The sequence below is a fragment of the Aestuariibius insulae genome (genome assembly GCF_040783535.2).
GTDB classification, from domain to species: domain Bacteria; phylum Pseudomonadota; class Alphaproteobacteria; order Rhodobacterales; family Rhodobacteraceae; genus Aestuariibius; species Aestuariibius insulae.
The window spans coordinates 111,754-136,246 of sequence record NZ_JBFONW020000007.1 but is presented as its reverse complement, the minus strand read 5'-3'; the positions used below and the strand labels follow the sequence as shown (position 1 = coordinate 136,246).

The window sequence follows — 24,493 nt, the reverse complement described above, 5'->3', positions numbered from 1 at the left end:
CCCGCGCGTCATCAAGCACACCTTGGTCGGACGCTGCGTCTAACCCTCAAGGCGTGAGAGGTCGGCAACAGATGTGCACAGCGTCCGGATGCGGTTCAGAAGGTTCAGGCGGTTGCGACGCACAGCCTGATTGTCGGCATTGATCTTGACCGCCTCAAAAAAGGCATCGATCGGAGCCCGCAACGCCGCCATCGCCGCCATCGCCGTCGGAAAATCCTGCGCCTCAAGCGCCGGAGCGATATCCTTCTCCGCCAGATTGAGTGCGGCAAAAAGCGCCTTCTCTTCCTCGGCCTCGGCAAATTTGGGATCCGCGCCGTAGGAGTACTCAACCCCGTCGGCCTCTTCCGCCTGCGTCAAAATGTTGTTCGCCCGCTTGAATCCCTGCACGAGGTTCTCACCATCCTCCGTCTGCAAAACCGCCTGCAAAGCCTCCGCTCGTTTTACGAGGAGAGTGAGGTCGTCATTCCCCGGCATAGCGATGCAGGCATCGATGACGTCATGCCGGATGCCTTCGGAGCGGAGATGGACCTTCAGGCGGTCATGGATGAACGACATCAAACTTTTGGTGTTCTCAATGGCACGCGAGATCCGGGGCCATATTTTCTCGTCACGTATCCCATAGTGCTTTTCGACCAGCGCCCCGATGCTGGAGTCGATTGCTTTCGCTTCCGATAAACTTGTGGGGAGCTCAAATTTCTCCATAACGTCGGCCATGTTTGGATTTACCTGTCTCTGTCGGAAATCAATCCAAACAGATAGCACTAAGCACTTATCGAGACCGCAATCCGCATTATTCTCGAGAATAATTCGCACCACCCCCAACGCCGCCCGCCTCAGCGCATAAGGATCCTTAGACCCTGTCGGCTTCTCGTCAATCGCCCAGAACCCCGTCAGCGTGTCGATCTTGTCAGCCAGCGCCACCGCCACCGAAACAGGCGCAGTCGGCACGTCATCGGACGGCCCCAGCGGAGCGTAATGCTCCTCGCAGGCTGCCGCGACGGCATTATCATGGCCTGCTGCATTGGCATAATACCGCCCCATGATCCCCTGCAGTTCCGGGAACTCATAGACCATCTCGGAGGCCAGATCGGCCTTGCAGATCCGGGCCGCTTCCGCTGCCAGATCGGCATCCGCCCCGACCATCGGAGCGATCTCGCGCGCGAGCGCCTCGATCCGGGCCACCCGATCCGCCTGCGAGCCCAGCTTGGCATGGAACGTCACATCGGCGAGCGGCTTGGCCATCCCCTCCATCCCGATCCGCTCGATCGTGCGCAGATCGTTCTCCCAAAAGAACTTGGCATCTGCCAGACGCGCGGCCAGCACCTTCTGGTTGCCCGCCAGGGTCGTCGCCCCGTCATCGGCGGTCTCGATATTGGCGACCGTCACGAATTTCTCAATCCGCCCCGTCTTGGAGTTGCGCACCGAGAAGAACTTCTGATGCTCACGCATGCTGGTTTGAAGAACCTCGGGCGGCAGATCGAGGAAATCCTCTCCAATCCCGCCCATCAGCACGACCGGCCATTCCACCAGCCCCGCAACCTCGGCCAGAAGCCCGCGATCCTCAACGATTTCAAGCCCCTGCGCGAAAGCGGCATTGGTCGCGTCGTTCCAGATCGCCTCCGCCCGCTCCGCCGGATCGAGCACGACGAAGGCCCGCTTCAGCTTTGCCGCATAATCCTCGAAAGACGTGACTGAAAACGGTGCGGGCGCCATGAAGCGATGCCCCTGCGTCACATCTCCGGAGGCGATCCCGTCGATCTCGAGCGGGACGACCTCCGCCCCTTGCTCGTGCGTCAGCAGGCACAGGATCGACTGCAAAGGCCGAACCCAACGCAGTGACCCGTCGCCCCACCGCATTGAGGTCGGCCAGGGAAAGCTACGCACCGCAGCCTCAAGGACCTCTGCCACGATCTGAAGGGCCGGACGTCCGGGGATTTCCATCACGGCGAAATAGACGGCGCCCTTTCCCGCATCGCGCTCTTCCAACTGGTCGCGCGTCAGACCCGTTGACCGCAGAAACCCCTCCACTGCCTTATCGGGAGCCCCGACCTTGGGCCCCTTTCGCTCTTCACGCCGATCCGGAGAGCGCTCCGTCAGCCCTTCGACCGACAACGTCAGCCGCCGCGGCGTCGAAAACGCGCCCGCGCTGGCATAGGTCAGCCCCGCCTCGACCAACCCGTCGGTGACCAGCTTTTTCAGATCCTGCGCTGCCTTGCCCTGCATCCGGGCGGGGATCTCTTCGGAGAAGAGTTCGATCAGAAGATCAGCCATCCACGCCTCCTTCGGCTGCCCCGCCCAGCCCGCCTTCAGGGATCGGCGGGCAGTCCTCCGGCACCGGATTGCCGTCGAACACAACCTCTCCGCAGGCATTGATCTGATGCCAGGAATAGCCGCGCCCATCGGGGTAAACGGCCACGACGCGGTCGATCCCGTAGGTCACGTTCTCAACCCCGAGAAAGGCAATCGCCTCTCCGCCCTGCAAAGCGGCCCCGATCGCATCGGCGTCGAAGCACTCGAACCAACCCGGCGCGACCCGCGGCTCCGCGCCATCGTAAACCAGATAGGTTTCGGTCAGCATCGCCTGGCTCTGACCCGTCGTGAAGCAATCGCGATAGCGCAGCGGAGAGCTCTCGGCATCGATCCCCTCATAATCCTCGAAGAGGATCGGCTCCGGCAGGCCGCTCACGACAGAGGTCAGCTCCACCCGCCCCTCCGGCACCTCTTCGTAGAAGGCGTAGACCTGAAAATAATAGAGCCCGGCCCCGGCCGCCAAAGCACTGATCAAGATAAACAAAACGGCAATCCTTGCAGTCACGCGGCGGCACCCCCGGCAGGCGTCTGCAGAAACGCATCCGCACAGGCCTTGGCGAGCGTCCGGACCCGGCCGATATAGGCTTGCCGTTCGGTGACCGAGATCACGCCGCGCGCATCCAGCAGGTTGAAGATATGCGACGCCTTGATGCACTGGTCATACGCCGGCTGGGCCATCACGATGTCCCGCCCGGTCTTCGGATCCGTTGCGGGAGCATCCAGGATCCTTCCGCATTCCTCTTCCGCATCCACGAAATGCCGCAGCAGCACATCGGTATCCGCAACGTCGAAATTCCAGCGCGAATACTGCTCTTCTGCATCACGGAACACATCGCCGTAACTCAGCGCAATAGGCGTTTGCGGATCGTTAAACGGCATGTCCATGACATGATCCGCGCCGAGGATATAGATCGCCAGACGTTCCAGACCGTAAGTCAGCTCCCCGCTCACCGGACGGCAATCATGTCCGCCGACCTGCTGAAAATAGGTGAACTGCGACACTTCCATCCCGTCGCACCAGACCTCCCAGCCAAGACCCCATGCGCCCAGCGTCGGGCTCTCCCAGTCATCCTCGACGAAGCGGACATCATGGACCGCCATATCGATGCCGATCGCCTCGAGCGATCCCAGATAGAGCTCCTGAAAATCCGGCGGCGACGGCTTCATCAACACCTGGAACTGGTAGTAATGCTGCAACCGGTTGGGGTTCTCGCCATAGCGACCGTCGGTCGGACGCCGGGACGGCTGCACATAGGCGGCGGCCCAGGCTTTCGGCCCCAAGGCGCGCAGCGTGGTCGCCGGATGGAACGTGCCCGCGCCCACTTCCATATCATAGGGCTGCAGGATCGCGCAGCCCTTCGCGGCCCAATAGGACTGCAGGCGCAGGATGATCTCCTGAAAACTCTTCGGTTTGTCCACGATGACAGGCCCTCGTTGATCGCGCGCTCTGCATAGGGTCGCGGTCCAACAGGGTCAATTGCGCCACGCCCGGATCTTTCCCGCCACCCCACGAACGATTGAAGATGCAACCCCGGCGGTCACTGATAATCTGCCGGGTGAACACCTCACGGGATGAGAAATTTTTATATGCCTGCTGCCTTTATGACATCCCGAACCGCTTTGGTTCGGACATTTGCCAGATGTATCCTGGCTCTCCTTTTCGCCATCGCCGCTGTTTCTCAGTCTGTCCGCGCCCAAGCGGGCGATGTCTGGATCCAGGTCGAGGCAAGGCCAAGCCTGACCGCCGCGCAGGATCGGGCGCGCTTCTATGCGGGCTCACTCAACGATGTGAACGGCTTCGCACTCGATACAGGTTGGTACGGGATCGCCCTCGGCCCCTACTCTTCCGAGGATGCAGAAGCGCTGAGCCGCCAACTTCTGCGCGACAGGCTCATCCCCTCCGACAGCTTCATCGCCGATGGCTCACAGTTCGAACGACGCTTTTGGCCGGTTGGCAACGCCGCCTTTGAGATCCTCACCCCAGAGCCTGAAGCGCAGCCCGAGCCTCAGATCATCGCCGAGCCGGAGCCGCGGCAGGTTCCGGAGCCCCAGCCGACCCCCGTCGTGCAGGTCGAGGAAACGCCCTCGCAGGCCCGCGCCATCGAGGCGCAGCTCACACGTCGCGAGCGCGAAAAGGTGCAGACCGCTCTGGAATGGGCCGACGTCTATGAAGGCGCCATCGACGGGCTCTTCGGTCGCGGCACTCGCAACGCCATGGCGGAATGGCAGGCGCGCAACGGCTACCAGACGACCGGCATCATGACGAGCGCGCAGCGCGACGAGCTTCTGACCGCCTATGACGCGGTTCTCGACGGGCTTGGCATGCAAACCATTACCGAGGATGTCGCAGGCATCCGGCTCGACATGCCGATGGGAGCCGTACAGTTCGAGGCCTACGCCCCGCCTTTTGTGCGCTACACATCCGACACGATCGAGGAGGCGCAAATCCTTCTGATCTCCCAGCCTGGGGATCAGGATCGCCTCTTCGGTCTCTACGAGATCATGCAGACCCTCGACATCGTCCCCGAAGACGGAGATCGCAAAAAAACGGACATTGCCTTTCGGATTGAGGGGGCGAACAACCGGATCTCATCCTTCACGCTGGCCGAGCTCAGAGACGGCCGCATCAAGGGCTTCACGCTGGTCTGGCCCGCTGGCGACGAACAACGCCGCAGCCGCCTTCTGGCCGAGATGCGAGCAAGTTTCGAATTCCTGCCCGGCGTGCTCGAGCCGTCCTCCGCCTCCAACCCCGAAGATCAGGTCCTCGGCCAGATCGCGGGCCTCGATTTACGCAGACCGCGTCTGTCGCGAAGCGGGTTTTATATCGACACCGCGGGAACCGTCCTCACCACGCCAGAAGCCGTAGCGGGCTGCGAACGCATCACGCTCGACCGGACCCACGATGCCCAAATCGCTTTTGTCGACGACGCACTCGGTCTTGCCGTTCTGCGTCCAGTCGAGACGCTCGCGCCGCCCGCTGTGGCACAGCTTAGGATCGAAACGCCCCGGATCGGCGACGAGATGACCGTCTCCGGCTACCCTTACGAAGGCATTCTCAACGCGCCGACGCTGACATTCGGAACGCTTGCCGATATCCGCGGTCTCCAGGGCGAAACCGACCGGATGCGTCTCGACATGAGCGTCGAACGCGGCACCGCAGGAGGACCGGTCTTCGACCGATCCGGCGCGGTGGTGGGCCTCTTGCTGCCTGCATCGCCGGACGGCGGCACCCAGTTGCCTGACGGGGTCGGTTTCTTTCTAGATGCGGCCGCGCTCGACCAGCGTCTGAAATCCGAAGGGTTCGAAATTGCGCCCCCTGCAGACCGGTTCGAAACACAGTCGCCCGAGCGGCTGACGAAGGCCGCGCCGAAGCTCACTGTCCTCGTCAGCTGCTGGGACTGACGAGGCTCTCGCAGAGTAGCTCGTCAATCGCGCCAGAACTGAACCGTAAGGATGGTGAAGACAGCCATTACCTCCAGCCGTCCGATCAACATGGTGATGGCAAGGATCCATTTTGCAGTCGCACCCAGATCCGCAAAATTCCCGGCCGGCCCGATTTCGGAGCCAAGGCCGGGCCCGATATTGCCAAGCGCCGTCGCCGCTCCCGATACTGATGTAATGAAATCGAGCCCCGTCATTCCCAGCGCCACCGCCACGACGCCCAATGTCACCGTGAAAAAGAAGAAGAACGACATCACTGAGTTGAGCACATCGTCGCTGACTGTCCGTCCGTCATAGCGCGGCGTGAAAATGCCCGACGGGGAATGGATCCGTTCGATCTGGGTTTTGATCGATGCAAAAAGCAGCTGGTAGCGGAAGATCTTGATCGAACACGCCGTCGATCCCGCACAGCCTCCGATTAGACCGATGAAGAAGAACAGGACCACAGGAAAGGCGCCCCAGCGCATGTAGTCGTCACTTGCATAACCGGTGCCCGTCAGGATCGAGACGACGTTAAACAGAGATTTGCGGAAAGCGTATTCGAACGAGTTTTCGGAGCGCGTAACAAGCCAAAGCGACACGACCGTAACAAGGATGAAGGCCGTCAGAAAAAAACCCCGGATCTGCCGGTCCCGCCACATGGGCTGCGCGGTGCCCGCAAGAAGCTGAACATACCGCACGAACGGCAAAGCGGCCAGGATCATGAAGACGGCGGCAACATATTCGGCGCCCGCTGAAAAGCCACTGAACGAAGTGTCATAATTCGCGAAACCGCCTGTCGCGACGGTCGTCATGGCATGGGTGACTGCATCCAACCAGCCCATCCCGGAAAGCCCGTAGCAGGCCGCGCAGGCTGCGGTCAGCCCCAAGTAGATAACCGAGATCCGGCTGGCGATCTCCCCTGCCCGTGGCAGGATCTTCCCCATCGTATCAAAGCTCTCCGTGCGGAAAATCTGCATCCCGCCGACCCGCAGCTCGGGCAGGAATACCATCGCGACCACGATAATGCCGACCCCGCCCAACCATTGCAGCACGCCTCGCCACAGCTTGAGCCCGTCCGGCAAATCCCCAATCCCCGTCATCACCGTTGACCCGGTCGTGGTCAGCCCGGACATCGCCTCGAAAAAGGCATCGGTAAAGGTCATGCCGCTCGCCCCCAATATCAGGGGCAAGGCGCCGAAAACCGGCAGGATCAACCAAACGATTGTAGTCAGCAGGAAAGTCTGCCGGATCGACAGACCTTCGCCGACCCCGTTCGAACAGGCCAAAGCGATCAGGCTGCCGCCCAGAACCGTGACGATCCCGGATTGCAGGAAAACGATCCATTCGCCGTTTCCAGCAATCAGATCTACGCCAAGCGGCAACAGCATTGTCGCGCCCAAGGCGGCGACCAGCAGGCCGATGACATATCCTACAGGGCGAATGTCGAACATAGGGCGGAGCTTTGGAGACAGGGTCCCGGCACGTCAAGCAAGCAGCTTGATAGACGGACCGATCCAGCAGGTTCAAAAGGAAAGAGCCGATCCAGCGGATCGGCCCCTCGCAACCTGCAGGTTGTTTGCCGGACCTAGCGTCCGAGACTGCTGAATGTCCGGCGCTGATCCGGTCCGATGCCCAGCCAGCCTTGAGTAACGGCCGCCAGGTGGTTGACGATCCGCACCTTCTGCGTCTGGCCTTGCTCGGCCGCCTGCACCGCCTGCTCGCCGGTAAAGGCCTCAAGATCGGCGCGGAACGCAATCGGTTCAGTGATGGGTGCACCGGTGCGGGCATCCAGAACCTGCGCCGTGTAGACAATATCATGCACCGCTTGGGGGGCCCGTGCGACAGCGGCGGGCGTGACGGCATGGAAGCGCTGCACGGTGACATTCAGCGTGACAGGCTTGGACCCGCGAACACCGGCCACGCCGCGCTCGAGCCCGGCTTCCATGATTGCCTTCACCTGTGCCCTGCGATCCCCGGCCGCATCACCGTGCCAGACGATATCGGCCTCCGGCGCGATCCGGTTCTCGTCCGTCACTGTCAAGGTTTGCGGAACATTCACATTCACCGATCTGAAAGACCAACTGCGCGCCGTCGCCTCATCGATCGATTGATCATATCGTGTCACCCAGGTCGATGAACACGCCGCCAATAACAGCGCCGCCCCCATCATCACGATCGTTCTTAGTTTCATAACCACTCCTCCGGTCACTCGAGATCTTCCGCGATAGTCAGTTGGCGAACGTCCGACAAGGTAAACCACCTCGGAAAACATAGCTTTATCAATAAACTGCTTCACTTTTCCACCCTCATCGGGCAAGAACAGCCATAGGCAGAAGAAAGACCAACTCATTCTACCTAAAAGGAGTTGGCCGCTCTCGCGGGGGATCGGAACCGACAAAGGTTTAACAGAGCGTTTAGAAGCCACGAAAATTTAAGAAAAATTGCTATGTTTTTCTCGGTCTTGAGGGCCAACCGCAAAGGTCATGCGACAAATCGACCCGATCCGCCTCAGCGCACCGTAATTTCCCAATAGACCTACGTCGAATTAGATAAGAATTTCCGTGTTAATGTAGTTTTCTTCCTCACCCTCTGAATAGTTAGTGCGAACTCACGGGAAGGCCCCGGCGCTCTAGTTGGAACCCAGCTTTTTCCCGCCTGCTTTGAGGTGAGCGCGCATTATCGGTCTCCTTCCACCGGCGGAAGCGGTACTGGCTGATGCTGGATCGCGTAGAAGGGAAAACCAAAGTCTTCCCATCTCTCAATTATTGTCGGCTGCCAGTCCTGTTATTGGGTACTGCACAGTCACGCTCACGTCCAATCGTTCAGCGACGCGCCCGTCCCCTAAATAGTGCGGCACGAATAAGGCCTGATCGTAGTCGTATCCAGAGCGGTACTCAGATCTTTCACGTAGAACTGACGCTTGCAGCCATTAAAGGGGCCGGTGTTCTGCATTGTTGTAAAGACACCAGATAGCGAGTGTTTGATTTACCATATCGGATGTCGCGTTAAATCGCACCTCGGGTTGAAGCGCCATCGACGCGAGGTGTATAAGGCTCGCGCCCTAGGGAATACAAACTGATGTCCGACGCCGTTGAAGCACCCGCGCCCCTTTTGGAAGAGCAGCTTTGCTTCGCCCTCTACTCCACGTCTCGGGCGATTACGAAAGTGTATGCCGGCCTGCTTGAAGATCTCGGGCTGACATATCCGCAATATGCGGCGATGTTGGTCCTGTGGGAGAGTGACGGCATCACCGTTCAGGCAATCGCCGATCGCCTCGAGCTTGAGGGGGCGACCGCAACTCCCTTGATCCAGCGGCTCGAGAAAATGGATCTCGTGCGGAAGGCGCGCAGCAAGATAGACGCGCGCGCTCAGGACGTCTTCCTTACCGAAACCGGTTATGCCATGCGCGCGCATGCTATCGATATGCCCGATCGGTTGGGATGCGCCCTTGGCGTGTCGGATCAAGATGCCAAGGCTTTGCTCGAGGGTATCCGGTCGCTCCGAAACTCCATGGCAGAGACTACGAACACGACGAAGTGAGACATACCCCATTTGACTAGCGCACTAGCTTTGTGACTTATAGCTAGTACACTAGCCAAATAGGAGATCTCTATGCTTCCCCGTACTCTGCTCGCCGGTCTGTCGACAGCTTGCCTGTCCCTCATTGCCGGTATCTCAACCGCAACCGCTCAGGATCTGGAGGCCAGATCGGTCGTCCTTGTCCATGGTGCCTTTGCCGATGGATCAGCCTGGAACCAGGTTACACCGCTTCTTGAAGAGGCTGGACTAAACGTTATCGCAGCCCAGATCCCCCTGAATTCACTCGAGGCGGATGTGGCCGTGACGGAGCGGGCCATCGACCGGCTTGAAGGGCCAGTCGTGCTTGTCGGTCATTCCTGGGGCGGCATGGTCATCACCGAGGCCGGTGCGCGTGACGATGTGCACTCGCTCGTCTATGTCGCGGCCTTCGCGCCGGATGAAGGTCAGTCCCTTGGCACCTATACCGCCGATTTCCCGCATGCCGACGGTCTCGACTTTCTAGAGAAGGACGCGGCGGGATATTACCGGCTCAGTCACGAGGGCGTCGCGAAGCATTTCGCGTTCGACCTGCCTACAGAGCAGATCGATCTGATCGCAGCCTCTCAGGGCCCTATCAACAGCGAGGCGCTCGGCACGCCCGTTACGACAGCGGCCTGGAAGGAAAAGCCCAGCTTCGCCGTCGTCACCACTCAGGATCGCATGACGCTGACCGACATCCAGCGCGCGCAAGTTGGGAAGTTGAACGCCGTGGCCGTGGAGGTGGACACCAGCCATGTCCCGATGCTCACCTATCCGCAGGTGGTGGCTGACATGATTATCGAGGCTGCCAGATGAACGTCCGCATCTTATCCCGCCCGATTATCGGCGCAGTCGCCGCAATGTTCGCCTTCGTTTCCCCGGCGGCGGCACAAAAGGCTCGGACCGGCGTCTATCCGGCCGATATTGTTCCGATCGCGCCTTACTCTCCGGGTCTTCTGACCGACAACGGTTTTCTCTACGTGTCTGGCCAGATCGCCTATGTGGATGGTGCCGTTCCGGATCACGCCAAAGATGGCGACGATGACCTGCGCGACCAGACCACGGTCGTGATGGAGAACATCCGCGCCGTTCTCGACGAGGCTGGCTACGACTTCAACGACGCCGTTCGGGTGACCGTCTTTCTTGCTGACATGGACGATTACGGCGCGTTTAACGAAGTCTACGGAAGCTACTGGGGCGAAGGAGCCACACCGCCTGCTCGCGCTGCGATCGAGGCGAGCGCCCTGCCCGGCGGGACATCCGGCGCACCGATCTTGGTCGAAGTCACGATGATCGCTTACAAGTAGGTCGATACCAAGACATTGAACATGATATCGGAGGGCCAGCATATTCGCTGGCCCTGCCATCGTTTGAAGAGGAGACACGACATGAAGAGCACTCAGGACCTTCTAGATGAAGCCAACGCGACCGTTCCCCGGCTGTCCACCGAAGAGGCGATCGCCATTCACGCAAAGGACGCGGGCACGTTCATCGACGTGCGCGACAGCGCCGATATCGCGAAGTCAGGGACCATTGCAGGCGCACAGCGTATTCCCCGGGGATTTCTGGAGTTCGCAGCCGATCCCGATCTTGGCTTTCACAACCCGGCTCTGGACCGCCAGGCGGATCTCTACCTGGTCTGCGGCAAAGGCGGACAGGCCGCGCTGGCCGGTAAAACCCTGATGGATCTGGGCTTCACATCCGTCACAAATGTGGGCGGCGTCGGATCCTGGAAAGAGGCCGGTGGGCCGATGGAGGACGCGTAGGCGCTGCTCGATCCGTAGTCGCCCGCATTCCGAACCTGGGTGGTAATCGTATTGAAGCGCGCCATCATGAGCCGCAATTCAAAGCGATAGCGGGCAAAGCGGATGCGCCGCGCAGATACCGGCCTCCGCGCGAAGGCCAGTGTAAGCCGCGAGCGGGTGCATCCCGCTCGCAGCTCCATCGTTTCAGGCGGCCTTGCGCTGCCAGGCAAATGGCTTCACCGGCTCATCAAGGGGCGTTTCAGCGACGTGATTGATATAGTTCGACATCGTCTTCTGCGCGAGGCCCAGCACAACGTCGAGCACCGCGCGGTGGCGATAGCCTGCATCGAAGAACGCCGTCATCTCGGCATCCGATACGTGGCCCCGACCGCGCAGCATAGCGAGTGTGAAAGTCCGCAGTGCTTCGAGTTTAGGTGACGGTAGGCTGGTCTCGTTGCGCAAGGCCTCCGTGATTTCGTCAGAGACCTTCATCCGCTTGGCAATGCCGGTATGAGCGGGCACGCAATAATGGCACTCGTGCTCCACATTGATGGCTTGCCAGACAACCGTCATTTCATCGGCGTCGAAGTCTGTTTCGGTGAACAGTTTGTGTAGCAGCTGGTATCCTTCCAGCGCCTGCGGGCTCTCGGCCATGACTTTGTGCAATCCTGGTAGACGTCCGAAGGCTTTCTGCGAATTTTCCAAAAGTGGCTTCGAAGCGTCCGGAGCGCTATCGAGATCGTGAGACGGGAAGTCGGTCATGGTGAATCCTCATATGATTGCCAGACACTCATACGCCTTGCTTGAGCGATCACTCAAGTTTAAAGTTGAGCAAACGATCAAGATTGTGAGATTGGCATGGTTCGCACCGCTTCATTCGACCGCGACGACCTTGTGACCCGCGCGCGGGACCTGTTTTGGCGACAAGGTTGGGCGGGCACGTCACTGAAAGATCTGGAGCTCACGCTCGGTGTACGACCGGGCAGCTTTTACGCCGCATTCGGTTCAAAAGACGCTCTTTACGCCGAAACCTTGGATATCTATGCGGCGGACGGCGCAAAGCGGCTGGATGGACTTGCAAAGGAGAATGGGCCCCTCGGCACTTTGAAAGCCCATGTTCTGAGCTTTGCCGGGTCTCGGCCGTTTGGAGCGGCTCATGCCTGTATGCTTGTGAAAACCCTTCTTGAGGTTCAAGGACGGCAAGGAGATCTTGCCAAGCAGGCCAGCCGCCTTCTGGAGGAGATGGAGATCCGCTTCGCAGCGCTATTCTCGGCAGCACAGATCGCCGGCGACGTCGCAAAGCATCACGACCCCGCTCGCCTGGCCCGGCGCTACCAGTCGGACTTGATCGGTTTACGGGCCTCGGCCGAAAGACCGGATGTCGATGCCGCTGAGCTGGCGCGTGAAATCGCGGCGGGACTCGACGCTCTTCAAAATTGAACGGCTTCGAAAGTGTCTCTCAATCCTGCGCTTCCGAGGGTTTTGAGGCATGATTGGCCCTGACTTTGCACCAAGTCGGCTGGGATCATCATTTCCTATCCATCAGCGCAGCAAGATCGAGCGGCTTGAGCTCCATGACAAGCCCGCCCTCGGTATCGCGCGGCCAGTCTTGTGGAGCGCGATCGCGGTAGAGCTCCAGTCCGTTTCCGTCTGGATCATTCAGATAGACCGCCTCCGAGATGCCGTGATCGGTCGCGCCCGTCAAAGGATGTCCAACCTCCAACACCCGGCGAACGGCCTGTGCAAGATCGGCGCGTGACGGATACAGGATGGCCGCATGGTACAGCCCGGTATGACCACCCGGCGGCGGTGTGCCACCTCGGCTATCCCAGGTGTTGAGGCCGATATGATGGTGATAGACCGTGCCATCCGCCATCGGAGCTCCGAGGAAGGCCGCAGCATTCCCGACCCTCGCCTGAACCTGAAAGCCCAGTATGCCTTCGTAGAACGCAAGCGCCCGGTCAAGATTGGCCACACGTAGATGCATGTGGCCAATCCCCGTTCCGGCGGGCGCCCGATAGGGCCTTTCGGTCATTCTGCCGCTGCGGAGAGCTCGCCCGCATGGCTTTCGACGAATGCCTCCATCGTTGTCTCACCCATGTCGACCAGCTTTGCGTTCTCGCCAGCGATAATTGTGACGTCTTTGATCCCGATCGCGCCTAGAATGACCTTCATATACTGCTGCGCAACAGCGCGGTCCGCGATCGGCGATCCGGGCCCGTAGGCGCCGCCTGCCGCAAAGATGACTGTTGCCTTCGTGTCCGTCACCAGGCCTTTGCCGTCGAAGCCCAAGGTCATCCCCTTGCGAACAGCATGGTCGATCCACGCTTTGAGCACTGCAGGTACGTTGTAATTGTAGATCGGGGTGGCGATGACGATCTCGTCAGCGTCCAGCACCTCGCCTGCCAGTGTGTCTGAGAGTGCAAGCGTGGCCTTCATCTCTGGCGAGTGCTGGTCTGTTGGGGTGAAGTAGGCCTGGAGCCACGTACCCGTCACAAATTCCAGCGGGGTGTCGGCGAGATCCCGGCGGACGATATCGCCGCCGGGATGGGCGGCGGCCCATATCTCGACGAACCGCTGTGTCATATGGTGCGAGATCGAGGCATCGCCTCGGGGGCTTGCTTCGACGACGAGTAGCTTGGTCATGGGTCTTTCTCCGATCAGATGGGTTCCCCCGGAGATGTACGAGCAAAACCAATTGCAGAAGCGATGAAATTGCGATGATCTCTATCCGTTGATACGATGGTTTATGATCGGCCGTCTGACCCTCGACCAACTCCGCGTTCTCGTCGCTATTGACGAAACGGGCAGCTTCTCGGCTGCTGGCCGGCGCCTGGACCGCGCACAATCCGTCATCAGTCAGACCGTTGCGACACTGGAGGACGTCCAGGGCGTTATGCTCTTCGATCGCAAGGGCTACCGGCCAAAACTGACCGAAGCGGGACGCGTCCTCGTCTCGCAGGCGAGAGCGACATTGGCAGCTGCAGCTCGCTTCGAGACAATGGCAGAGGGAATGAGGACCGGGCTGGAGGCGGAGTTGGCGCTCGCATCGACCCGCTCATGCCGAGCGCACCACTGATCAAGGCGCTGCACGGTCTGCGGGCCACCTTCCCGGATCTTCCCGTTGCCTTCTCGACCGAGCGGCTGGGCGGCGCGCTGGCGCGCGTCCGTGCTGACGGTACGGCCCTTGCCCTTTGCCCGCTTCTGCCGGACGTGCCGGGCGATATCGTCGCTCATCCGATCTTGAGAACGACAATGCGCGCTGTTGTAGCGCCGGGTCATCCGCTTGCGCGGATCGGCCCCCCGGTTTCGCGCGCCGACCTTGTACCGCATATCCAACTCGTCCTGTCCGAAGACGACCAGGCAGGTGGGCGAGACTACGGAATGATCGGCGCAAGACGGTGGCGCTTCGTTGACCTTGCACGGCGCCTCGACTTCCTTCTAGCCGGCTTTGGATGGTGCCGGATGCCCGACCATCTGATCGAACCGTTATTGGTTGAGGGTCGGCTTGTCCCTCTCGACATCGAACAGGATGACCCGCGCGCCCATGAGCTTGTTCTTTACGCCGCCCACAGGGCGGATCGCACCCTTGGTCCGGCGGGGCGATGGCTAATGGAAACGCTGCCAAGCAACGACTGAGAGCCGGCGCCATACCGCCAGCAAGCAGTCATGCCGGATCGATAGCACAGCATCGGAGCGCATATGAAGCGAGCCGCTGTCTACGACCCCCAAAGTGATCCGAAGAGGACGAAGTTGGAGCCAGAGCTCCAGCGTCGCCAACACGCCTAATAGCGGGGCCGCGCCAATATAGACGTCGTGGGTACAGGTAATATCGTAGCCACATACATCATTCGCATCGTTCTCCGGAGGCATCACGCCCAAAGGTCTGTACTGGAACGATCTCTACAGAAGATTGAACTATTTCACATAGTCCGTCTGCGAAAGACGGCCAACCTACTGGTGTAGCGGCCGCATTGTCCTGGTCGCGTGGATCATCAAGGGAGCTGAAGATGGCCGTTTATACGTCTAAAAATCGAACGGGCGAACCCGGCGAGCCGGGATATGGACTGATCTCCCACGTGAACCACTGGTTGACCGCGGCCGCGTTCTTGGCAGCCCTCGGGATCGGCCTCGTGATTGACTACGCGGGCTTGCCGGAGCAGCAAGTCTTTGCACTCTACGATTGGCATATGCTTTTCGGTGGCATCGTCCTCGTCTATGGCATCTGGCGTGTCGGCTGGCGGATCGCAAAGGGGTTTCCTCCACCCGCCGCAGGTACGCCCCACTGGCAGGAGGTCGCGGCCAAGGCAGTCCATTACGCCCTTCTGGCGGCGATCGTGGTCACGCCGGTCTCGGGCGTACTGATGACGATCTCTGGCGGTTTCGACGTCGCGGTCTGGGGCGCTGTTCTGGTGCCCTCAATCGGTGAGGTCGAATGGCTAAACGCGGCTATGGGCGCCATTCACTGGGCAATGTCGTTCGTCATCCTTGCGCTGCTTGCGCTGCATATCGGCGCGGTGCTTAAGCATCGTTTCATCGACCGCGACGCGACGCTTGCGCGTATGACGACGGGGCGACGACGAGCGGCGCCGCGCTAGTCCGTCGCGCCACTGCGCTTGGCGAACTGCCGCGGCGCATGGCCCATCACGCGCTTGAAAGCGACGCCGAACGCGCTTTCGGATGTATAGCCTATGTCTGCCGCAATTCTGGCGACGGGTGTCCGACCATTGCGCAGGCGTTCGGCGGCCAGCAGCATGCGCCATTCCGTCAGGTACTCGATCGGAGAGCGGTCCGTCACGGCCTTGAAGCGTACAGCGAAGGACGTCCGCGACTGGCCCGCGACAGCGGCAAGATCCTCCACCGTCCAGTTTTGTGCCGGATCGTCGTGCATCGCCTCCACAGCCGGGGCGATCCGCGGATCCGACAAGGCGGCAATCCATCCAGGGCCGGTCGCCGCGCCGCTGGCCAGATGTCCGCGCATGACCTGAAGGAGCAGCAGGTGGGAGAGGTGCGTCACCGACAGGGTACTGCCAGGCTGAGCCTCGCGCAGCTCTGCCATGATCCGCTCCAGCGTCCAGCGAAGCGCCTCGCTCTCGGGGCTTGCGCGCAGGACGATCAAGGGAGGCAGACCGCGCAGAAGGGGCCCTGCCTGCGGCCCGGACAAAAGGAAGCGGGCACCCGACATGAAGAACTCGCCGCCCGCGCCATAAACGGCGGTGCCTCCGTGGCGGACAGGGGAGTAAAGAACCTGCGCGTCCTCACCCATGCGCGTGGGCCGTGCGGACAGACGGAACGGCCGACCTCTGGGCAGGATCACGCAGTCACCGGCGGTCAGGTGGACGGCATCCTCACCCTCCACCTGGATCCAGCAGGCCCCATGGATGACCGCGTTGCATTTAAGCCCCTCATGCGCCTCGAACTGGATGGACCAATCCCCGGCCGCGTCAAAGCCCGCCGCGACGCAATCGTGCGGATGCAGAAGCGAGATGATGCCTGAAAGTGGGTCCACGATGGCAATCCTGAACGATCAAAAGAGAAGTCTGTATCCACAGACATGTGACGTTCGAAGTGTCGCTCATAGATCAAGGACAAGCAAGACAGGGACCGTCCAACATGATCCTCCTCACCACACCCACGGGCGATATCGGAGCCCGCGTCCTCGACCGCCTTCTGAACACAGGCGCGCCGGTTCGGGTGATCGTCCGCGACCCGTCGCGCCTGCCGCCGGATGTCCGCAGCAGGGTCGACCTCGTCCGGGGCTCCCATTCCGACGCCGCGACGATCGGTGCTGCGCTGGACGGCGTGGACAGGGTGTTTTGGCTGCCGCCGGGCGATCCAACCGCAGCGGATGCGCATGCAGCATACGTCACATTCTCAAAGCCATTTGCGGAGGCTCTTCCAGCGTCGGACGTGACCCATGTTGTCGGTATTTCGGCCGTCGGACGGGGGTGGGCAAAACCCGCAGGTTTGGCCTCGGCAAGCGTTGTCATGGACGATCTGATCGCGGCCACGGGTGTAGCCTACGGGGCGCTGGCCTGCGCCTCGCTCATGGACAATCTGATGCGGCAGATTGAGGTGATCCGCGACGGTGCATTCTATGCCCCGACACCCGGCGATCTACCGCTGCCGCATGTGGCGAAAGCGGACGTCGCGGCGGTTGCGGCCCGCCTCCTTCTGTCGCCGGACTGGACGGGGTTCGAGGACATACCGCTGCATGGACCCCAGGAGGTGTCGTTCGATGAGATCGCGTCGATCCTCTCGGATATCCTCGGGCATCCGGTCGCCTTCCGCGAGATGTCTATGGACGCATTCAGCGCGATGCTGCGGTCCATCGGTACGAGCGAAGGCATGATCCGCGACTATACCCTGATGATGACCGAAAAAAACGAGGGCATGGACACCCCGCATCCTGGCACCTCTCGAGACGACACCCCGACGTCTTTCCGCACTTGGGCTGAGCGAGAGCTGCGACCGGCGATCCTAAATCACACCCGCCATCTTGCACCGAATGACGAGGAGCTATCATGACCTTTGACCTTCCGACCGACCGCCGCACGCTTCTTCGCCTTTCGGCGATCGCCGTCGCCGCCGGTCTTGCGCCGATTATGGCTTCTTCGCAGGAGGAGGCCGAGAAAGAGCCCGCGCCGACGCCCTATCCGCAGCCGAGTGTCGATGCGCGCTTTCCCGCAGAGATCGCGCCCGGCGTGTTCGTTCTGCCGGACCGCCGCATCCCGCTGGTGCCCAATATCGGCATCATCGTCGGCACGGAGCGGATGCTGGTCGTCGATTGCGGGCTGGGGATCGACAGCGCCGAGGCAGTGCTGGACGCGGCGCAACGTCTGGCGCCGGGGCGCGAGATCGTCCTGACGCTGACCCACGCTCATCCCGAGCATGGGTTCGGCGCGCAGGTTTTCGCACCTGACGCCCGCATCTTCTACAATGCCGCGCAGGCCGAGCACCTGATGCGGGCGGGCCCTGGTCTGCTAGAGGGATTTCGGGCAGGCGTGCTGCCGCCGGAGCATCAGGTCCTGCTGGACGGGATCCGGATCACCCCGCCAAGCGAGACCTATGACAGCGCAGAGGCCCGCATAGATCTGGGCGGGCGCGAGGTCGTTTTGCGCTCTGTCGGGCTGGCCCATTCGCCAGGCGATCAGATCATTGAGGTGCCCGATGTGGGTGTGCTTTTCGCAGGCGACCTGATCGAGGAGCGGATCTATCCGATCGTCCCCTACTTCCCGCCGCTGATCGGCGCCGAGGATATCGACCTGCCGACCTGGCGCTCCGCTCTAGTCGCGATAGAGGGATCGGCCCCGTCGATCATCGTGCCGGGACATGGCGCTCTTGGCAGCATCGAACTCGCGCAGAGCGTCGACGGCTACCTGGCTGCGCTTGAGGACGTCGCCGCAAGCGGGTCGGACATGGAGGTCATGGTCGCCGAGATGCGCCGCCGCTACCCGACCTGGGAGCAGCCGAACTATATCCCGCCCGCCTTGCAATACCTCACCCGCTAGACCGGACCACGCAGGTTCAATCCTCAGACAGGAGATCTCAGATGACCAAACCGACCTTGACCCGCCGCACGATCCTTTCAGCCACCGGAACCGCTTTCGCCATCGGCGCATCGGGCCTTGCCGTGCCCGCCCGCGCCCAGAGCCTTGCGCCGACGCAGACCATGCGCGGCGGCGCCAACAACTACCGCCCCGGCGCTCCTGTCGTGGAGCGGATCGGAGGCGGCGGGTTCTGGACCACCGGCAACGTGCGCCGCGCAGGCGACGGCGCTCCGCTTGCCGGACGGCGCATTCAGGTCTGGGCCCATACGACCGAAGGGCACGAACGCGACGCGCGTTCGCACGGGGCGACGCTTACCGATGCAGATGGTATGTTCCGGATCGAGATGCCGCAGATCGTGCCCGCCTTCGGACAGCCGCATGGGCATCTGGCCTATGATGCGGACTACGATGACGGTGGCTTCGAGACCGTATTTTTGCGCCCAATCATGGGAAGCGCGTCGGACACCAGTCTCCAGGTCGAGTTCGTCCTCCGCCCTGCCTAATGCAGGCGACTCTGATCTGGGCGGCGCTTGCCCGTCCTTCAGATCCACCTAGATGCCAAGGCATAAAGTTCTCTGCTGCGATGACGCGAGCCGATCTACACCGTTAAGTGGCTTGCGAGAGCGGTCGGACCGTCTTCCTACCTGTTTAAGCCGCGCTCATTGCCGATTCCGGCGTCGTGCTCCGGCGACGGTGAGCTCAGCGTCGCGCGGGTTCCGATAAGTGCCATCCACAGGACGATGGTGATGATCCCCCGACCGCCCGATATGCTCGATCTCATCCTCTTCCGCCCGTTTATTCCGTTTGTGATCCGAAATACGATGACAATGAGGACGACAGTCGCGGCAGCCTTCTTCGCCACCTCCCGAGAGTGGGTGGACTTACCTCTCTCGCGTTTCGGGTAACTGGTAACGGCGGGAATTATCGTTGGCGGAACCGTAGTACGTGTCTGGCTGAATCCGGCCACGATGATCGGATGGGGCAGTAGCGGCCCAGCATAGTGATTGCAGCATGCGATAATAGAAGAAATTAGCGTTCTGCTTAAGTGTTCCTGCGCGCGATTGATTACAAAACGCTTTGCCGATCGCGATGGGTTGCCTTTGAGCATTTCAAGTATTCGCGGGAGAGGGCCAGAGACCTCTCAAACGGCTTTCCCATAATCTCAGTCGCCGAAGTAGCCGTTCACGGCGTATCAAGTATTGGTCTAATTCAACCCTAAGCCGTCACTGAATGCAGCGCAGTACTCCGCCTCGATCCTACTCAAGAACATCGGCGCTTGGGGAGGCCTAGTCCTTCCGCAAGGGCATGCACAAGATATCGGCGCAGCGTCGTGAGATGCCACTCAATACCTGACAAAAATAGTTTGACTCTCCATATCTTATCGTTTCCTTCTCCGCGCAGGAGGAACAGCGATGAACGTTCTTAAGCTTGCTATAACCATGATCTTTGGCACAACCGGGATTGCGATAGCGCAGGAAGGTGATCCTGTGATGCTGGGCACAATCGTGCTGGAAGCGGAAAGTGACGAGACGCTGGTGCAAGACGGTTATGTGGCACAATCCGGCCGCCAGGCGACGAAGCTCGACACTCCGATCAAGACGATCCCGCAATCCATCGGGGTTGTCACGCTTGATCAGATCGAGGATCAGAAGCCCAGTCAGCTGCTTGAGGCTTTTGAATATTCCGCAGGTACGACCGCCAGTACTTTCGGCTTTGACACCCGATACGACGCGTTCAAGCTGCGAGGGTTTGCGGCATTCAACAACGGCTTTTTTCGGGATGGCCTTCGTCAGGTCAACGGGCCTTCGGCGTGGTACCGCAATGACCCTTACACAATTGAAGGTGTCGGTATTCTGAAAGGTCCGTCCTCGTCGCTTTATGGCGTCAGCGGTCCGGGCGGGCTTATCAATGTCGTCTCCAAACGGCCGAAGGCTGATCCATTCCGCGAATTGCGATTGACCACAGGAACGGATGACCGCGCAGAGCTGGCTTTCGACTTTACCGGACCTGCAATAGATGACGGCCGACTGATCTTTCGCCTGACCGGCCTTGTTCGGGACTCGGGCACGCCGCTTGAAGGGTATCCAGACGACAAGACGCTGATTGCGCCGTCCCTTACCTTTGATCTGAATGATCGTACGCGCGTCACGTTTCTCACTGAATATTCTGACTCCACCGTTGGCGCGACGGCTGCCTTTTATAACCCGGAACCAGGGGTCGCATCGGATATCTATGTCGGCGATCCCGACTACAATAGCTTCGACCAAGAGCAGTACCGGATCGGGTATGAGATTGCTCACGATCTGACGGATCGCATCACCTTGCGACAAAAATTGCGCTATTCCGAAGTCGAGAGTGAGCTGCGCTTCAGCGACGTCTTTGATACGGGAGCCGGGACCCTGGGCCGGGGTTGGGGCAAGTACTTCGAAGATCAATCCAATTTTAGCGTCGACAATACCGTTGAAATGTCGTTCCAGACCGGCGATCTTTCTCATGACCTGATAATTGGGCTCGACTATACGGCTGCTGAGTATGAGGCGTTCTTCACGCCTTTTTCGGTCACGTCAGCATCCGCGGTCGACGCCGCGGAAGCGCCTTTCTTTGGTGGACAGGATGTCGAGCAAACCGGTCTTTATCTCCACAATCAGATCTCGAACGGACCGCTCAATCTTTTTGTGAGTGGCCGATATGACTGGGTAAACATCACGACGTTTGCCGCTGATAATACCCAGAGCAATAAGTCGGACGAGGAGTTCAGCGGCCGGATCGGGGTGTCGTATGAGATGGAAAATGGCCTGACGCCTTTCGCCAATGTCTCTAGCTCTTTCGTGCCGAATACCGGGCTCGTGTATTCCGATCCGACCGATGCGACCAGCGACCGACCGGCAGACCCGACACGCGCGGTCCAAACCGAACTTGGCGTGAAATACGAGATACCGGATACCGATAGCCTGATCACGGCTTCGGTCTTTGATATTCAGCAGGAAGACGGCGTGGTTTTCCAGATCGTCGATCCTGCGACGTTCAATGGACTAAACCAGATCCAGGTCCCATATGATCTGCGTTCGCAAGGTGCTGAAATCGAGGCGCAGGCGAATTTCGGTAATGGCCTGCGGATGACCGGTTCCTACACGTATCTCGATGTCGAGATTGAAAGCGGAGCCGCTGGAACAGTCGGCAATCAGCTATCGGCCACGCCAGAGCATCAGGCGTCGATCTGGGCCTTCTACGAGCCGCAAAGCGGACCTCTGGACGGCGTTGGTTTAGGGGGCGGCCTGCGATACGTCGGCGAAAGTTATGGCGACGATCAGAATACCTTTAAAAACGATGCTCAGACCTTTGCCGATCTGGCAATGAGCTATGATTTCTCGAAGGTCGGCTATGATGGTCTAAAGTTGCAGACCAATGTGCGGAACGTGTTCGACAACGATGAACAGATCTGCAGCGCCGGATTTTGCTATCGCTACGAAGGCCGGACCGCGAAGCTGGCGCTTCAGTACCGGTTTTAGGTCATGCAAACCGGTCAACTCCGCACCGTCGGCGCGATCGGCGGGGTCTACATTGCCCAAAGTGTTCTCGGCGGACTGACATGGACCGGGTTGCCCGGCGTATTGCGTGCGCAGGAACTTCCGCTGGATCGTATCGGCCTCGTCTCCTTAATTGTTCTGCCTTGGGCACTGAAATTCCTGTGGGCGCCCGCCATCGAACGGGTGCGTCTACCATGCTATGGCAGGGATCGGTCCGCTGATATTGTCGGCACCGGAATTGCCATCGTCGTCGCGGCGCTCTTTGCTGTCGGATTTGTCGGACCGGTTCCAATGCTGGCGGTTCTGGGGGTTCTGTTATTTGCGGCGACCGCGACAGCAACTGTGGATATCGCGGTAGATGGATATGCTGTCGCACGCCTGTCAGCGACCCGCTATGGCTGGGGCAATGCCGCGCAGGTTGGCGGCGCCTATGTCGGATCGGCTATCGGCGGCGGTGTGTTCCTGATCCTGGTGGACCTCTTTGGTTGGATGATTGGGACGTGGTCAATGGCTGTCCTGATCGCCTTGATCTGTCTTCCATTTGTCTTCCTGGCCCGCACGGACCGGATCGCTGCCGAGAGGTCGCATGTGCCCAGTCTAGGCGCTGCGCTCCGACGTTCGGAGGTGCGCGCAGGGCTATTGATCGCTGCGCTTTACGTCATCGCGCAAAAGACAGCGATGGGCATGTTCGGTCCGTTCTTCATCGACGCAGGTTACAGCCTGATAGAGCTGGGCCTCCTGTCGGGAATCGGCAGCCTCACTCTAGGTCTTGCAGGAGCGTTGGCCGGTGGAGCCATTGTTCGTCGGTTCGGCAGTCGCCCTGTCCTCGTTGGTGCGGTGGTAGCGCAGGCCGGTCTTTTGGGAGTTCTCGCACTCGCCGCCGGATCGGATGTAGTGTCGGCAGTCGCGGTCGCGCCGCTCGCGCTGGTTGCGACAGGCGCGATAATGGCTGTGGGTTTTGTAGCTCTTTACGCGCAGTTCATGGCCTGGTCCGATCCGCGCCAGGGCGGTGTGGATTTTACGCTCTTTCAATGCATGGATGCGGCAATCAGCATGATCTCCGGCGTCGCGGCTGGTCTGATCGCCGAACGCTTTGGCTACGGGATCTTCTTTGCACTGGCTCTCGGCATATCTCTTGCCACGATCCCTTTGATTCTTCGCGCGGCTGCACCGGGCCCGGACGCAGCTCGTGCATGACATCACGGACGGGACATCAGACCATGACGAAGGACCGCTATCCCCTCGAGGCGCTGGCTGACCTGCCTGGCGTCTCTTTCGCATCGATGCGGCAAATGATGCTGTTTCAGGCGAACGAAGACGCTCTGGATATCCTCGAGGACGAACCGGGACGTCTGACGGTTCAGACCACTTGGGGCCTCATCGGGTTGCGGCCGGGTATAGATGCGGAAACCGCCTGTCTCGTAGCGGCGGCCGACGCGCGCTGGCTTTTCGCTCTGAAAGGAGGGGTGGTCGAACAAATTCAGGGCGTTCTGCCGCAGCTTGCCGATGCAATCCGCTGGTCCGGCAGTGAAGAGGAAGGTGGCTTGCCTCCCAATTTTCAATTCGTGCGCGCGAGCAAGGTTGAAACATTGGGCTCAGCTTTCTTGCGCGTCACGTTGGAGTGCCAGGATCTGTCCTCCTACACTGATGATGCGATACATTTCCGAATTGTTCTGCCGCCGCGGGGAGTTGCGCCGGAATGGCCTTCGGTTCAGGCGAATGGCGCGACGCTTTGGCCTGAAGGAGCAGCCGCGCCGCACAAGCCTGTCTATACCGCCCGCGCGGTCGATCATGCAGCGCATACCCTTCTCATGGATGTCTATATCCACGACGGCGGACGCACGACCGAATGGGCAAAAAGCATCATGCACGGCTCACAGGAGCGCCGGGTGATCGGCCTTCTTGGTCCGGGCGGCGGCGGGCTGCTGAATGCGGATCGTGTGCTGATAGCATCCGATGAGACCGGATTTCCTGCAGTGGCGCGTTTGATCGAAGGACTACCTGACCGATCGTCTGCCGAGGTCATTCTGGAAGCAGAGAACGGGGCTGCCTGCACCTATCCCTTCCCGGAGCGGAAGGACATCGACGTTAAATGGCTGTCACGGAGCGCCGGAGACAATCTCGGCGAGGCCAGCATTGCCGCGCTGGCGCGGCATCCCAAATCTGTGATCTGGTTCGCAGGAGAGCGACAGGACGCCCGAAATTTGCGCGGGGCTGCAAAAAGAGATGATCGAACGCCAGCAGACCTGCGAATATCGGCATTTTGGAAAACGCCGACCGGCCATCTGCCGTCCGCATCGCCGAAATAGGATCATAATCCAACGCGCGATTGAAGGGACCTCTTGGGGCGCAAGTTTTTTGGGCTGGTCAAATACCGGTA

At 60.4% G+C, this 24,493-nt stretch carries 24 protein-coding genes; 15 read left to right on the top strand and 9 right to left on the bottom strand.

Features of this window, described 5'->3' with window-relative positions; genetic code table 11:
- Positions 1-39: 39 nt before the first annotated feature.
- Genes glyS through AAD018_RS18040 form a run of 3 tightly spaced genes read right to left on the bottom strand, consistent with a single transcriptional unit; the run spans position 40 to position 3,732 of the window.
- A complete protein-coding gene (gene glyS, locus AAD018_RS18050; RefSeq protein WP_367316532.1) occupies positions 40-2,271 on the bottom strand; it encodes a glycine--tRNA ligase subunit beta in 2,232 nt (743 codons plus the stop codon).
- Complete coding sequence (locus AAD018_RS18045; RefSeq protein ID WP_367316531.1) at positions 2,264-2,794, bottom strand: DUF6446 family protein; 531 nt, start codon at positions 2,792-2,794, stop codon at positions 2,264-2,266. The genes glyS and AAD018_RS18045 overlap by 8 nt, the downstream gene beginning before the upstream one ends.
- Before the next feature lie 17 nt (positions 2,795-2,811).
- Complete coding sequence (locus tag AAD018_RS18040) at positions 2,812-3,732, bottom strand: glycine--tRNA ligase subunit alpha (RefSeq protein WP_367316583.1); 921 nt, start codon at positions 3,730-3,732, stop codon at positions 2,812-2,814.
- A gap of 180 nt (positions 3,733-3,912) precedes the next feature.
- On the opposite strand from AAD018_RS18040, the gene AAD018_RS18035 reads away from it, so the two are divergent.
- On the top strand, positions 3,913-5,712 hold the full coding sequence (locus tag AAD018_RS18035) for a trypsin-like peptidase domain-containing protein (protein WP_412005320.1): 1,800 nt from the start codon (positions 3,913-3,915) through the stop codon (positions 5,710-5,712).
- Between the two features lie 23 nt (positions 5,713-5,735).
- Here AAD018_RS18035 and AAD018_RS18030 read toward each other — a convergent pair whose 3' ends face one another.
- On the bottom strand, positions 5,736-7,184 hold the full coding sequence (locus tag AAD018_RS18030; RefSeq protein WP_367316529.1) for a TrkH family potassium uptake protein: 1,449 nt from the start codon (positions 7,182-7,184) through the stop codon (positions 5,736-5,738).
- 134 nt (positions 7,185-7,318) lie between these two features.
- Entirely contained in the window at positions 7,319-7,924 is a 606-nt protein-coding gene (locus AAD018_RS18025; RefSeq protein ID WP_367316528.1) for a DUF6778 family protein, read from the bottom strand.
- An 887-nt stretch (positions 7,925-8,811) separates the two neighbouring features.
- Between AAD018_RS18025 and AAD018_RS18020 the strand changes: the two genes are divergently transcribed.
- From AAD018_RS18020 to AAD018_RS18005, 4 genes are all read left to right on the top strand, one after another.
- On the top strand, positions 8,812-9,273 hold the full coding sequence (locus AAD018_RS18020; RefSeq protein WP_367316527.1) for a MarR family winged helix-turn-helix transcriptional regulator: 462 nt from the start codon (positions 8,812-8,814) through the stop codon (positions 9,271-9,273).
- 72 nt (positions 9,274-9,345) lie between these two features.
- Positions 9,346-10,107, top strand: a complete 762-nt coding sequence (locus AAD018_RS18015) for an alpha/beta fold hydrolase (RefSeq protein ID WP_367316526.1) — start codon at positions 9,346-9,348, stop codon at positions 10,105-10,107.
- Positions 10,104-10,598, top strand: coding sequence for a RidA family protein (locus AAD018_RS18010; protein WP_367316525.1), 495 nt, complete (start codon positions 10,104-10,106; stop codon positions 10,596-10,598). The genes AAD018_RS18015 and AAD018_RS18010 overlap by 4 nt, the downstream gene beginning before the upstream one ends.
- An 81-nt stretch (positions 10,599-10,679) precedes the next feature.
- The gene (locus AAD018_RS18005) at positions 10,680-11,057 is read left to right on the top strand and encodes a rhodanese-like domain-containing protein (RefSeq protein WP_367316524.1); all 378 of its coding nucleotides are present in this window, start codon (positions 10,680-10,682) and stop codon (positions 11,055-11,057) included.
- Between the two features lie 183 nt (positions 11,058-11,240).
- On the opposite strand, the gene AAD018_RS18000 is transcribed toward AAD018_RS18005, so the two are convergent.
- Positions 11,241-11,798: a carboxymuconolactone decarboxylase family protein gene (locus AAD018_RS18000; protein ID WP_367316523.1), complete on the bottom strand. Its 558-nt coding sequence runs from the start codon at positions 11,796-11,798 to the stop codon at positions 11,241-11,243.
- A 96-nt stretch (positions 11,799-11,894) separates the two neighbouring features.
- Here AAD018_RS18000 and AAD018_RS17995 point away from each other — a divergent pair, with 96 nt between their 5' ends.
- Complete coding sequence (locus AAD018_RS17995; protein ID WP_367316522.1) at positions 11,895-12,476, top strand: TetR/AcrR family transcriptional regulator; 582 nt, start codon at positions 11,895-11,897, stop codon at positions 12,474-12,476.
- A gap of 88 nt (positions 12,477-12,564) precedes the next feature.
- On the opposite strand, the gene AAD018_RS17990 is transcribed toward AAD018_RS17995, so the two are convergent.
- A complete protein-coding gene (locus tag AAD018_RS17990) occupies positions 12,565-13,023 on the bottom strand; it encodes a VOC family protein (RefSeq protein ID WP_412005319.1) in 459 nt (152 codons plus the stop codon).
- 44 nt (positions 13,024-13,067) lie between these two features.
- On the bottom strand, positions 13,068-13,682 hold the full coding sequence (locus AAD018_RS17985) for an FMN-dependent NADH-azoreductase (RefSeq protein ID WP_367316520.1): 615 nt from the start codon (positions 13,680-13,682) through the stop codon (positions 13,068-13,070).
- A gap of 103 nt (positions 13,683-13,785) precedes the next feature.
- On the opposite strand from AAD018_RS17985, the gene AAD018_RS17980 reads away from it, so the two are divergent.
- The 3 genes from AAD018_RS17980 (at position 13,786) to AAD018_RS17970 (ending at position 15,634) form a co-directional block, all read left to right on the top strand.
- Positions 13,786-14,115: a LysR family transcriptional regulator gene (locus AAD018_RS17980; protein WP_367316519.1), complete on the top strand. Its 330-nt coding sequence runs from the start codon at positions 13,786-13,788 to the stop codon at positions 14,113-14,115.
- Positions 14,097-14,675, top strand: a complete 579-nt coding sequence (locus AAD018_RS17975) for a substrate-binding domain-containing protein (protein ID WP_367316518.1) — start codon at positions 14,097-14,099, stop codon at positions 14,673-14,675. Before AAD018_RS17980 ends, AAD018_RS17975 begins: the two co-directional genes overlap by 19 nt.
- A gap of 371 nt (positions 14,676-15,046) precedes the next feature.
- Positions 15,047-15,634: a cytochrome b gene (locus AAD018_RS17970; RefSeq protein ID WP_367316517.1), complete on the top strand. Its 588-nt coding sequence runs from the start codon at positions 15,047-15,049 to the stop codon at positions 15,632-15,634.
- On the opposite strand, the gene AAD018_RS17965 is transcribed toward AAD018_RS17970, so the two are convergent.
- Positions 15,631-16,545, bottom strand: coding sequence for an AraC family transcriptional regulator (locus tag AAD018_RS17965; RefSeq protein ID WP_367316516.1), 915 nt, complete (start codon positions 16,543-16,545; stop codon positions 15,631-15,633). The genes AAD018_RS17970 and AAD018_RS17965 overlap by 4 nt on opposite strands.
- 104 nt (positions 16,546-16,649) lie before the next feature.
- Here AAD018_RS17965 and AAD018_RS17960 point away from each other — a divergent pair, with 104 nt between their 5' ends.
- The 6 genes from AAD018_RS17960 (at position 16,650) to AAD018_RS17935 (ending at position 24,422) form a co-directional block, all read left to right on the top strand.
- On the top strand, positions 16,650-17,564 hold the full coding sequence (locus AAD018_RS17960; protein ID WP_367316515.1) for an NAD(P)H-binding protein: 915 nt from the start codon (positions 16,650-16,652) through the stop codon (positions 17,562-17,564).
- Positions 17,561-18,547, top strand: a complete 987-nt coding sequence (locus AAD018_RS17955; protein WP_367316514.1) for an MBL fold metallo-hydrolase — start codon at positions 17,561-17,563, stop codon at positions 18,545-18,547. The genes AAD018_RS17960 and AAD018_RS17955 overlap by 4 nt, the downstream gene beginning before the upstream one ends.
- Before the next feature lie 41 nt (positions 18,548-18,588).
- The gene (locus tag AAD018_RS17950) at positions 18,589-19,089 is read left to right on the top strand and encodes a peptidase associated/transthyretin-like domain-containing protein (RefSeq protein WP_367316513.1); all 501 of its coding nucleotides are present in this window, start codon (positions 18,589-18,591) and stop codon (positions 19,087-19,089) included.
- 909 nt (positions 19,090-19,998) lie between these two features.
- Positions 19,999-22,095, top strand: coding sequence for a TonB-dependent siderophore receptor (locus AAD018_RS17945; protein WP_367316512.1), 2,097 nt, complete (start codon positions 19,999-20,001; stop codon positions 22,093-22,095).
- 3 nt (positions 22,096-22,098) lie between these two features.
- Positions 22,099-23,310 (top strand): MFS transporter, encoded by a 1,212-nt coding sequence (locus tag AAD018_RS17940; protein WP_367316511.1) that lies wholly within the window; start codon positions 22,099-22,101, stop codon positions 23,308-23,310.
- 23 nt (positions 23,311-23,333) lie between these two features.
- On the top strand, positions 23,334-24,422 hold the full coding sequence (locus AAD018_RS17935; RefSeq protein ID WP_367316510.1) for a siderophore-interacting protein: 1,089 nt from the start codon (positions 23,334-23,336) through the stop codon (positions 24,420-24,422).
- Positions 24,423-24,493: the final 71 nt, after the last annotated feature.